The sequence below is a fragment of the Porphyromonas circumdentaria genome, from assembly GCF_900167105.1.
In the GTDB taxonomy this organism is placed as follows: Bacteria; Bacteroidota; Bacteroidia; order Bacteroidales; family Porphyromonadaceae; genus Porphyromonas; species Porphyromonas circumdentaria.
The window spans coordinates 107,488-119,787 of record NZ_FUXE01000002.1 but is presented as its reverse complement, the minus strand read 5'-3'; the positions used below and the strand labels follow the sequence as shown (position 1 = coordinate 119,787).

Below are 12,300 nucleotides of genomic sequence, written 5' to 3'. Positions count from 1 at the left end.
GTTGAAATAATCGCTTTTCAGAGAGAAATATATGGATAGAAACACCATTATTGGAGTAGTTCTTATTGCTTTGGTCTTAATAGGATTTTCTATAATCAACAAACCAGACCCTACAAGCCAACAAACTACACCTCGTACAGAGAATACTATCGAAGAAGGTACTCCACAGAGTACAGATTTGATAACAGCTTCGAGTGTCGCAGCGGCGGTAGAGGAGGCTTCTACAAGTATGTTTGCTTCGGCTCAAGAAGAAAATGAGAAGAAAGTTGTTTTAAAGAATGCCAACGTGGCACTTACTTTCTCTTCCCGAGGTGGAAAGTTGGAGCAGGCTCAACTGCTCAAGTATGAAGCGCAGGAAAAAGCTCCACTACTTCTCTTTACGGCAGAAGATGCTTCTTTTAACCTTCCCTTACGTACCGTATCGGGTAAGGTGGTAGATACAAAAGATTTGAACTTCACTCCTATACAGCTCTCTGACACGACCCTCGTAATGCGCCTTGCGGTAGATAGTCTTGCTCATCTCGACTTCCGCTACACGTTGTATAAGGAGGATTATCGCTTAGGCTTTACCATAGAAGGAGAGAATTTAGATCGTCTCTTCCCGAGAAACTTGCGTTTCTTAGATTTGGAGATTATGCAAAAGTTGCGTCGTCAGGAAAAATCTTGGAAGAACGAAAATCAATACTCTTCTATTTACTACAAGCTTTTATCGGACGATGTGGAACACCTTAGTGATAAAAGTGTAGTTTCGGAAGATGTAAAAGAGCATCTACACTGGATTGCCTTCAAGAATAAATATTTCGCAACAGTGTGGATTGCCGATAGAAGTAACCCGTTTGAGGCTACTCAGATGAATCAAAAGACGTTGGAAGAGAACGGGAACTATACAAAAGAGTGCGAAGTTACAACTTCTATTCCCTTTAGTAGCGACAACGGAGTAAAGGCGAGTTTCACCCTTTATATGGGTCCCTTGGAGCATCATGCCTTAAAGGCTTATGATAAAGGTGTAGCTAAAGAACAGCGTATGAACTTGGATCATCTTGTTTATGTCGGGGGGAGTGTGTTTCGTTGGATAAACGTAACCCTCATAATGCCTCTCGTTGACTTTTTGGCCAAGTATATATCTAACTGGGGTATCATTATTTTGCTCCTGACTTTGATTATTAAGACGGTTCTCTTCCCCCTTACCTTTAAGAGCTATGTGTCCCAAGCAAAGATGCGTGTGCTCAAACCACAGGTACAGCAGATTAATGAAAAATATGCAGGAAACGACCAACAGATGATGATGAAGCGCAGTCAGGAAACGATGGCACTTTATAGAGCTGCGGGGGCAAGTCCTATGAGTGGTTGTTTGCCTATGCTATTGCAAATGCCATTTTTAATATCATTGTATATGTTTTTCCCTACGGCCATAGCGTTGAGAGGAGAGTCTTTTTTGTGGGCAGAGGATCTCTCTACATACGATGCGATATTGACGTGGTCGTTCGATATTCCTATACTTAGCGGGCTTATGGGAAATCATTTAAGCCTTTTCTGTTTGCTCTGGGCTGTGACCAATATCCTTTATTCACAGTATACCATGGGACAAAATGCAGTGGGAGACAATCAACAAATGAAGATGATGAAGTGGATGCCCTACATTATGTCCATTATGTTCTTCTTCATGTTCAATAGCAACTCTTCTGGTCTTTGCTACTACTACTTCGTTTCTACGCTGATTACCATTATTCAGTTTGTGGCAAGTCGCCTCATGATCAACGAAGAAAAGGTGTTGGCTAAGTTGGAAGAAAATAAAAAGAAACCTCGTAAAAAGTCTGGCTTCATGGCACGTTTGGAAGAAGCACAGCGTTTACAACAGCAGCAAATGCGTGCTCAACAAAAGAAAAAATAACCCTTTAACCCAACTATATGGAACCTCTCAAACATGAATGCGGGTTTGCTCTCGTACGTCTATTGAAGCCTTTATCTTATTATCAAGAAAAATATGGCACATGGATGTATGGTCTCAACAAGTTGTACCTTCTTATGGAGAAGCAACATAATAGAGGTCAGGAGGGTGCTGGCTTAGCCTGTGTAAAATTGCAAACGTTGCCAGGAGAAGAGTACCTCTTTAGACAAAGGGCAGAGGGTACAAATGCCATACAGGAAATATTTGGAAAAGTTTATCATACAATAGCAGATTACTCGCAGCAAGAGCAAGCAGATGCCTCTTTTGCAGAGAAGCATATCCCTTTTGCAGGAGAGTGTTACATGGGACATCTACGCTACTCAACTACGGGGCGCAGTGGTCTTACATTTGTACACCCTATGGTGCGTCGTAATAACTGGCGTGCCAAGACATTGGCAACCTGCGGCAACTTTAACCTAACCAACGTAGAGGCTGTTTTTAAGGCTATTACCAGTAAAGGTCAGCACCCGCGTCTAACGAGCGATACGCACATCTTGTTGGAGCAAGTGGGGCATGCTTTAGACCGAGAGGTAGAGCGAGTATATCGCATCGGTCATGTAGAGCATGGACTCGATGGTATGGATATTACCCATTTTATTGAGGAGCATATCAATATGTCTAACGTTCTCAAGAAGACAGCTCCTTTATGGGATGGAGGTTTTGTTATGTCTGGTCTCAGCGGTAGTGGAGAGATGTATGCCCTTAGAGATGCTCATGGCATTCGCCCTGCTTTCTATTATATAGATGATGAGATTATAGTTGTGGCCTCTGAGCGTCCTGTAATTCAAACGGTCATGAACTTGACTTATGATAAAGTAATCGAGTTGAAACCAGGCGAAGCTCTTTTTATCAACCAAAAGGGGGCACATCGATTGGAGCAAATACTTCTCCCTGCTGAATTTAAGGCTTGCTCTTTTGAGAGAATTTATTTCTCTCGAGGAAGCGATTACGATATTTATAGAGAGCGTAAGGAGTTGGGGAATTGTCTCACCGAGCAGATTCTCAAAGCGATAGACTATGATGTAGACAATACCGTCTTCTCTTTTGTGCCTAATACGGCAGAGGTCGCTTACTATGGTATGATAGAGGGCTTAAATTATTACTTGAATGAGGAAAAAGTAAAAGCCCTTGTTCAAACGGGAAATTGCACAGAAGAAGAAGTACGCAGTATCGTAGAGCGTCGTATCCGCACAGAGAAGGTGGCTATCAAGGATATTAAGCTAAGGACGTTTATTACCGAGGGTAATACCCGTAATGATTTGGCTGCTCACGTTTATGATGTAACCTATGGAAGCATAAGAAGAGGGCAGGATAACTTGGTTATTATTGATGATAGTATCGTGCGAGGTACGACGATAAAGCAGAGTATCTTGAACATATTGGACCGTATCGGGCCTCGACTTATCGTTATCGTCTCAAGCTCTCCGCAGATACGTTATCCCGATTGCTACGGTATAGATATGAGTAAGATGAAAGAGTTTATAGCTTTTCGTGCTGCAATTGCTTTGCATAAAGAGCGTGGCTCTGAGAATGTCATCGAAGAGCAGTATCGCAAAGCTTTGTCTTTACGAGGTACTTCTAAAAATCAGTTTGTGCCTAACGTGGTAAAGGAGATTTACAAATCTTTTACGGCAGAAGAGATTTCGGCAAAAATTGTGGAGTTAGTTAAACCTCAATATGTGAAGGCAGATGTAAAGGTTGTATTCCAGACGATTGAAAAGTTACATCACGCTATTCCCAACCATCCAGGAGATTGGTACTTTACGGGTAATTATCCTACTCCAGGAGGAGCACACCTCGTTAACGAGGCTTTTATAGATTATGTAGAACAAGATTGGCATAAAGAATAAATATGAAGAAAGCTATCCTTAAGCTTGAAGATGGGACTCTTTACGAAGGGTACTCATTTGGGGCAGAGAAGAATATCATAGGAGAGGTAGTCTTTAATACGGCTATGAATGGTTATCCAGAGAGTCTTACCGATCCTAGTTATAAAGGACAGATAATGGTAGCAACCTATCCTATGATAGGGAACTATGGCATTCCCTCTTCGGATCTAAATCCAGAGGGAATTTCTTTACACTGGGAGAGCGAAAAGATGCACATGCAGGGGATTATCGTTGCAGACTATGCAAGAGAGTATAACCACTGGAATGCTGTAGAGTCCTTGGCTTCTGCTCTTCGTCGTGAGGGAGTAATCGGTGTCGGAGGTATCGATACGAGAGCTTTAACCAAGCATATACGAGAAAAAGGTGCTATGAAAGGCACTATTACTATAGAAGGTATTTTGGAGGAGGCTGTTGATGAGCGGTTTGAGGAGAGGAATCTTGTGGCAGAGGCTTCGTGTAAAGAGATTGTTCACTACGGGAGTGGACCTAAAAAAGTAGTGCTTCTTGATTGCGGAGTAAAGCATAATATCATTCGTCGTCTCTTGCATCCAGAGCTGACTATCATAAGGGTGCCTTGGAATTATGACTTTACCACTATTGACTTCGACGGTCTTTTTATTTCCAATGGCCCTGGTGATCCCAAAATGTGCGGAGAAGCTGTAGAGAATATTCGTAAAGTCTTTGCCAAGGGAAAACCTATTTACGGTATTTGTATGGGGCATCAACTTCTTTCTTTGGCCGCGGGAGCAGAAATCTTTAAGCTAAAGTATGGACATAGAAGTTATAATCAACCTGTGCGCATGGCGGGTACTAATCGTTGCTTTGTAACAAGTCAGAATCATAGCTTTACCGTAGATACTTCCTCGCTCTCCAACGGTTGGAAAGAGTGGTTTTTCAATCTAAATGACGGAACGAACGAGGGTATTCGTCACGAAAGTTCTCCTTTCTGCTCTGTTCAGTTCCACCCAGAGGCGTGTGGAGGTCCTCATGACACGCTTTTTATATTTGATGATTTCATTCAATCAGTTCTCAATCAATAACAGCTATGATAGATCGTAAAGAGATAAAGAAAGTCCTTGTCTTAGGTTCAGGGGCATTAAAGATTGGGGAAGCGGGAGAGTTTGATTACTCTGGTTCTCAAGCATTAAAGGCTATTAGAGAGGAGGGTATTCGCACAATCCTTATAAATCCGAACATTGCCACAGTACAGACTTCGCACGAAGTGGCGGATGAGGTATATTTTTTGCCTGTAACACCTTTCTTTGTTGAAAAGGTTATTGCTAAAGAGCGTCCAGATGGGATTCTTCTTGCCTTTGGAGGACAAACGGCCTTGAACTGCGGTGTAGCACTCTATCGTAGCGGTATCTTAGAACGTTACAATGTTGCTGTTTTAGGAACACCTGTAGAGACTATTATAGCTACAGAGGATAGGGAGCTTTTCGTAGACAAACTCAACGAGATAAATGTGAAGACCATTGCCAGTGAAGCGGTAGAGAGTATCGATGCAGCACGTTTGGCGGCGGCACGTTTGGGATATCCTGTTATTATCCGTGCCGCGTATGCTTTGGGCGGTTTAGGTAGTGGTTTCTGTGATAATGAAGCCGAGTTAAATACACTTTGTGAGAAAGCTTTTTCTTTTTCGCCTCAAGTATTGGTCGAAAAGAGTCTTAGAGGATGGAAAGAGATAGAGTATGAAGTAGTGCGAGACGTCTATGATAACTGTATAACGGTATGTAATATGGAGAACTTTGACCCTCTTGGGATTCATACAGGAGAGAGTATTGTCGTAGCTCCCTCGCAGACGCTTACCAACTCTGAGTACCACAAGTTGCGGGAATTGGCTATACGTATCATACGCCATTTGGGTATTGTAGGAGAGTGTAATGTGCAGTACGCCCTCGACCCTGTAAGTGAAGATTACCGAGTGATTGAGGTGAATGCTCGTCTTTCACGTTCGTCTGCTTTGGCTTCCAAGGCTACGGGCTATCCTTTGGCTTTTGTAGCTGCTAAATTAGGTTTAGGCTATGGACTTTTTGAGATAAAGAATGCCGTAACTCGTAATACACCTGCTTTTTTTGAACCCTCGTTGGACTACTGTGTGTGTAAGATACCTCGTTGGGATTTGGGTAAATTTCAGGGAGTATCTCGCCAGTTGGGCAGTAGCATGAAGTCCGTCGGGGAGGTTATGTCTATCGGTCGCACCTTTGAGGAAGCTATACAGAAAGGGTTGCGTATGATAGGGCAGGGAATGCATGGTTTCTGTGAGAATAAAGACCTTGTTATAAAGAATCTCGACCAAGCACTCCGTGAACCAACAGATACACGCATATTTGTTATAAGTAAGGCTTTCCGTCAAGGATATTCAGTGGAAGAGATTCACAATCTCACTCGTATTGATAAGTGGTTCCTTTATCGTTTACGCAATATATTAGACACGGCAGAACTGTTGGAGCAGCATAATAGTGCCGATACTTTATCGCCCGACTTGATTTTGCGCGCCAAGCAGCAAGGGTTCTCCGACTTCCAGATAGCTCGTGCTATTTTCAAATATACGCGTGAAGACTTGGAAGAGGCTTCGCTTGAAATCCGTAAAATGCGTAAAGAGATGGGGATACTTCCTGTTGTAAAACAGATAGATACTTTGGCGGCAGAGTATCCTGCGCAGACTAATTATCTCTACCTAACCTATAATGGAATAGAGCATGATATTGCTTATACTCACGAGAAGCCTGCCGTTGTTGTACTCGGTTCAGGTGCTTATCGCATTGGTAGCTCGGTGGAGTTTGACTGGTGTGGTGTTAACGCGCTCAATACGATTCGTAAGGAGGGGTACCACTCTGTTATGATCAATTACAACCCCGAGACGGTAAGTACAGACTACGACGAAAGTGATCGTCTCTATTTTGACGAACTTACTTTCGAGCGAGTTATGGATATTCTCGAATTAGAGGATCCGAAAGGGGTGATACTTTCTACGGGAGGTCAAATCCCCAACAATTTGGCGGTTCGTTTAGACCAACAGGATGTCAATATCTTGGGCACAACGGCTAAGAGCATAGACAATGCAGAGGACCGTCATAAGTTCTCTGCCATGCTTGACCGTTTAGGAATTGACCAGCCTGCATGGAGAGAGTTGAGTTCCTTGGAAGATATTAACCAATTTGTCTCTGAAGTCGGCTTCCCCGTGCTGGTACGTCCTAGCTATGTACTATCGGGAGCTGCCATGAACGTATGTTCTAACCATAGTGAGTTGGAGCGTTTTCTACAGTTGGCAGCCAATGTGTCTCAAAAACATCCAGTGGTGGTAAGCCAGTTTATCGAGCACGCCAAGGAGGTAGAGATGGATGCTGTAGCTCGTAACGGGGAGATTGTTGCCTACGCAATCAGTGAACATATAGAGTTTGCAGGGGTACACTCAGGGGATGCAACGATACAGTTCCCCGCCCAAAAGTTGTACGTAGAGACGGTACGACGCATAAAACGCATCAGCCGTCAGATAGCAGAGGCTTTGAATATATCAGGACCGTTTAATATTCAGTTCTTGGCAAAAGATAATGATATTAAGGTAATTGAATGTAATTTGCGAGCTTCCCGAAGTTTTCCTTTCGTGAGCAAGGTATTGAAGATTAACTTTATTGACTTGGCTACAAGGATTATGTTGGGACTTCCCGTAGAAAAACCCGAGAAAAACGCTTTCGATTTGGACTATGTAGGTATTAAAGCCTCTCAATTCTCCTTCACCCGTTTGCAAAAAGCAGACCCTGTTTTGGGGGTAGATATGACCTCAACAGGTGAGGTAGGATGTATTGCAGATGATACGGACGAAGCTATTTTGAAATCGATGCTCTCAGTAGGGCAACGCATTCCTAAGAAAAATGTTTTGCTCTCCACGGGTGGATACAAGCAGAAAGTCGATATGATGGATGCTTGTCGCCTTTTGACACAAAAAGGTTATACCATCTATGCCACAGAGGGAACACATAGGTTCTTACAGGATAACGGTATCCCTTCTATCCGAGTATATTGGCCAGACGAAGAGGGGAAACCTCAAGCGGTAAGTTTGCTTCAGGATCATACGATAGACCTTGTGGTAAACATCAACAAAAATCTATCTCAGGGCGAGCTGACCAATGGGTATAAGTTGCGTCGTTCTGCTATCGATTTGAACATTCCTCTCATAACCAATGCACGATTGGCTTCGGCCTTTATTACGGCTTTCTGTCGTCTTTCTATTGACGATATCCAGATAAAGCCTTGGAGCGAGTATAAGTAATCTATCTTTTTGATGCCTTTATAAGGCAGATTAAAAGCGTAATATTCTTAAAAAGCTACTTCTCTTCTCTTTGAAAGGGTGGGGGAGTAGCTTTTTTTATTGTTGTTATAAAGCAAGATAGTATTGAGAGAGCTTAAAAAGCTCTACCTTTGCCCCAATCGGAAGTATATACAATATGATTGTTTGTCTATGTGGAAACCTCAAAAATATCGTTTGACGACCTCGATACAGTCTTTATTGATTTTCGTTATTACGGGTATTATTATCGTAATTTTTGCCCCTAAAGAGCAAAAGTTTATGTATACGTTTGAGAAGGGGCAGGTGTGGAAGCACGAACTTCTCGTAGCTCCTTATGATATTACGTTACTAAAGCCCAAGGAGGTTCTTCAGGAGGAGCGCGATAGCATTGCTAAAGAGATACTTCCCTACTATATGGTAGACCGGGAGGTCGATAGGGAGGCTTTGAGACGTTGGGAGCATGATTACGAAACGCTCTACCAAAAAACTTATTCAGAAGATTATTACCGTTATGTAAAGAATAAGCTGGAAGATTTTTACCAAAGGGGGTTGGTTTCGCATGATGACTTGGAAGAGATGCGTGCGGCTCAGATACTGGAGGTTAATCTAATCAATGAAGAGAAAGAGAGCTCTCGATACTCAACCACATTATTTCTATCTCTGAAAGAAGCTTATCAGGATATTATAAGTCAAACGCCCGACTATTTAGAGCGTCGTAATATCCAGCACTTCAACATAGACAATTATCTAAGAGCCAATACAACACCCGATAAGATTACCTACGACAAGGTCGTGCGTGAGGAGCAACAGAAGATTTCCAATTCTACGGGAGTGTTCGTTGCAGGGCGTCGTATCATTAGCAAAGGCGACGTGATAGATGACTACACGTACAATGTCTTGAAGTCTTACAAAAAGATGTTCGAGGAGCGATCTGGAGCAGACCGTACTTTCTTAGGTCGAGTAATAGGTCTTTTTGTCATTATTATGATTCTCTTGGGTGCTTTATGGGCCTATTTCATTCTTTTCCGTAACTCAATCTTTCAGAATGCCAAGAATGCGGTGTTTATTGCTGGAAGTATTTTGATTTTTGTACTCATAACTGAGATTGCGGTTTCTCTCTGGCATTTTGATGTTTACATTATACCTTACATTATTTTGCCTCTTCTGGTACGTATCTTTTTCGATTCGCGATCGGCTTTCTTTGTACATACGGTTACAATTCTTATAGCTATGCTTTTTGTGCCACAACCTCTGGACTTTGTTTTGTTACAGCTGGCAGCAGGTATGGTAACGATATTTAGTTTGAAGAATTTGACCTCTCGCTCTCAACTGATTAGGACTACTTTCTTGGTCTTTTTAACCTACGTACTACTCTCTTTGAGCGTGTCGTTTCTGCAGAGTGGGGTTATAGATAAGGTGCAGCTCAAGAGGGTGCTAAGTTTTGGCATCAATATGATTTTCTTGATGTTTACTTATGTACTTGTTTACTTGATGGAGAAGATTTTTGGCTACATCAGTAATATCAGTCTGGTTGAATTGAGCGATATCAATCGCCCTCTGCTACGACAGTTGTCAGAGTATGCTCCTGGTACTTTCCAACATTCGATGCAGGTTTCGATTTTAGCGACCGATGCCGCCCAAAGTATTGATGCCGATGTGCAACTTACCCGTACGGGTGCTTTGTATCATGATATCGGTAAGATGCTGAACGCTGCATTCTTTACAGAAAACAATCAGGGAGGTCGTAATCCTCACGACGATTTGGACTACAAAGAGAGTGCAGCTATTATCATCAAGCATGTTACAGATGGTATTGCTCTGGCACAAAAGCACAAATTGCCTCCTCAGGTAATCGATTTTATTCGTACCCATCATGGTAAAGGGCGTACCAAGTACTTCTACACGATGTATTGCAACGAGCACCCTGGCGAGGTCATTGACCCTACACCCTTTACCTATCCTGGTCCCAATCCATTTAGTAGAGAGACGGGTATTCTCATGCTTGCAGATGCGGTAGAGGCGAGTAGTCGTAGTCTTAAAGAGTATACCGAGACTTCCATTAAAGAACTTGTTGAGCGCATTGTGGACTCGATTGTCGCAGAGCGTTTGCTTGATAATACACCTCTTACTTTTAGGAATATAAAGACCATCAAAGAGGTATTCATCAAGAAATTATTGACGATGAACCACTCTCGAATAGCCTATCCTCGTGCCCAAAAAGAGGAACAAGAAACGCAACAAGAGGAGCATAAATTATAATAAGACTGTTGGTAGTATGGATCGTAATACGCCTGTTTTTATAGTGGGTTATATGGGGGCGGGTAAAAGTACGCTTGGACGCAAGTTAGCCCTTTTGATGGAGCGTGAGTTTATTGATACTGATCTCTTTATAGAGAATCGGTTTCGGAAATCGGTCTCGGACATTTTTGCCCAAGAGGGCGAAGCTATCTTCCGCTCCAGAGAGAAGTTTGTCATAGAAGAGTTGTCCTCTTTTCCCAATGCTGTCATAGCTACGGGTGGAGGTCTTCCCTGCTATTACGATAATATGGCCTTGATGAAGAGCTCTGGGGTTACTATCTACTTACAGTTATCTGCGCCCGTATTGGCAGAGCGTATAGAGCTTTGCAAACGAACGCGCCCTACTGTACGGCATCTTTCGGGAGAGGCTTTGCTACAACACATCTCTGCGGCTCTTGAGGAGCGCGTTGCTTACTACGAACAGGCAGAGTTGATTATCTCTTGTGATGAGGTCAAGAGCGATCAAGACGAAGCCCTTTTAGCGCAAGATATTGCTTCTCGCCTCTCCTTGTTGTAGTCTCTTTGCTTCTAAATTCTTGTTGTCTGGAGGCGGTGTGAAGGGTTCGTTAATCCTCTTTTCAAGATTGATTTTGGTAAAAGTATTCAGCCTTAACAACACGAAAAGGTTTGCCAGTTCCCACTGGTAATGAACGGTATGCTTTATCCAACAGAGTAACAACATCGTTGTTAGAGCGGTTCATATCTGCGTCTCCATAGCAATTTTCGGAATCCTCTGAATAAACTGCCAAAAGCATTCGAGTAAACTTTCGAAACCACCTATGCAAACTTCCAAAAGCATCTGAGCAAACTTTTGAAAGCATTAACCCTTTTGCCCCCAAGCATCGATGGTAAAAAAACAAGGACTAAAAGGTAGTGCTTGAAAAGTGAAAGAAACCAGCAAGGAAAGCGAGTACACTATAATTCCTGAGTAATTCTACCATTGTAGTTTTTACGTGTTTTTTTAGGGAACTACTTGTTATAGACCTTTCGGATACGGGCAAAGGAATTAAGACGTGTAGCTCAAATTCTCTTCTCACACATCTACGGCAATGGTCATCAGCACAATGCTCTTGGGATGTGTAGCAGCCAATGTATCTGCCGCAGATACCAAAGTAGCTCCCGTGGTTAATACATCGTCTACGAGCAGTATCCTACTACCTTCCTCAATACAATCTTTTCCCAGTTGGAAAGCATCTTTCATAGCCTTTAGTCGCTCTTTACGAGAGCGAGTAGTCTGGCTCTTTGCCTCCTCAGCTCGTTTCAATCCGTGCTCTACGACAGGAATTTTGGTAGCCATACTTATTCCCTGGGCGAAAATAAAACTCTGATTGTACCCTCTTTCACCCTCTTTCTTACCAGTAATCGGTACAGGAACGATGCAATCAAAATCCTCCTGACGAATAGCAAGCTCCAAAGCCAAACTCCTGCCCACCGAGAGAGCCGCTTCTCGATATCTATGATATTTAATGTTGTGTATCAGTGTCTGCACTCGATTGAGCTTTTCAAACCGATAACCTCCCAAGAAACCCTGCACAGGATAAATTGTCCCCTGCAAACGCTCCCAAGCCTTATCGGCAGTTTCATTGAAACGAGGAAAAGCTAAAAAACATGAGGGACAAACACCATACTCATTAAGGGAAAGTCTCTTGGAACACCCCGCACAGTAGCGAGGGTATACAAAATCAACTATGGCTCTAATAGGGGTGAGTAAGGGTTTATAAGGAATAGGTTTGTAGACTTTTATAGCCATAGAATAGATCTCAAAAAAAGTTCTCCACTTGGGTATATACGATACCTCAAGTAGAGAACCTTTTCTTTTTTAACATGAATGTACTTCTCTCAAAAACTGAACGAAAAAGACTTTTGAGACAGTG

General features: G+C 42.7%; 8 protein-coding genes. 6 read left to right on the top strand and 2 right to left on the bottom strand.

Annotated features, from left to right (window positions below):
- Window positions 1-31 precede the first annotated feature (31 nt).
- From yidC to B5D06_RS01270, 6 genes are all read left to right on the top strand, one after another.
- On the top strand, window positions 32-1,891 hold the full coding sequence (gene yidC, locus B5D06_RS01295; protein ID WP_078736226.1) for a membrane protein insertase YidC: 1,860 nt from the start codon (window positions 32-34) through the stop codon (window positions 1,889-1,891).
- A 17-nt stretch (window positions 1,892-1,908) separates the two neighbouring features.
- Window positions 1,909-3,798 carry an amidophosphoribosyltransferase gene (locus tag B5D06_RS01290; protein ID WP_078736225.1) on the top strand — a complete coding sequence of 630 codons (1,890 nt, stop codon included), beginning with the start codon at window positions 1,909-1,911 and terminating at the stop codon, window positions 3,796-3,798.
- Between the two features lie 2 nt (window positions 3,799-3,800).
- Window positions 3,801-4,877 carry a glutamine-hydrolyzing carbamoyl-phosphate synthase small subunit gene (carA, locus tag B5D06_RS01285; RefSeq protein ID WP_078736224.1) on the top strand — a complete coding sequence of 359 codons (1,077 nt, stop codon included), beginning with the start codon at window positions 3,801-3,803 and terminating at the stop codon, window positions 4,875-4,877.
- 5 nt (window positions 4,878-4,882) lie between these two features.
- Window positions 4,883-8,110, top strand: coding sequence for a carbamoyl-phosphate synthase (glutamine-hydrolyzing) large subunit (carB, locus tag B5D06_RS01280; RefSeq protein WP_078736223.1), 3,228 nt, complete (start codon window positions 4,883-4,885; stop codon window positions 8,108-8,110).
- Window positions 8,111-8,299: 189 nt separating this feature from the next.
- Window positions 8,300-10,387 carry an HD family phosphohydrolase gene (locus tag B5D06_RS01275; RefSeq protein ID WP_078736222.1) on the top strand — a complete coding sequence of 696 codons (2,088 nt, stop codon included), beginning with the start codon at window positions 8,300-8,302 and terminating at the stop codon, window positions 10,385-10,387.
- Window positions 10,388-10,403: 16 nt separating this feature from the next.
- Window positions 10,404-10,943: a shikimate kinase gene (locus B5D06_RS01270; protein ID WP_078736221.1), complete on the top strand. Its 540-nt coding sequence runs from the start codon at window positions 10,404-10,406 to the stop codon at window positions 10,941-10,943.
- Between the two features lie 61 nt (window positions 10,944-11,004).
- On the opposite strand, the gene B5D06_RS08845 is transcribed toward B5D06_RS01270, so the two are convergent.
- Both B5D06_RS08845 and B5D06_RS01260 read right to left on the bottom strand, forming a co-directional pair.
- Window positions 11,005-11,247 carry a hypothetical protein gene (locus B5D06_RS08845; protein ID WP_078736220.1) on the bottom strand — a complete coding sequence of 81 codons (243 nt, stop codon included), beginning with the start codon at window positions 11,245-11,247 and terminating at the stop codon, window positions 11,005-11,007.
- Window positions 11,248-11,459: 212 nt separating this feature from the next.
- Window positions 11,460-12,176 carry a ComF family protein gene (locus B5D06_RS01260; RefSeq protein ID WP_078736219.1) on the bottom strand — a complete coding sequence of 239 codons (717 nt, stop codon included), beginning with the start codon at window positions 12,174-12,176 and terminating at the stop codon, window positions 11,460-11,462.
- Window positions 12,177-12,300: the final 124 nt, after the last annotated feature.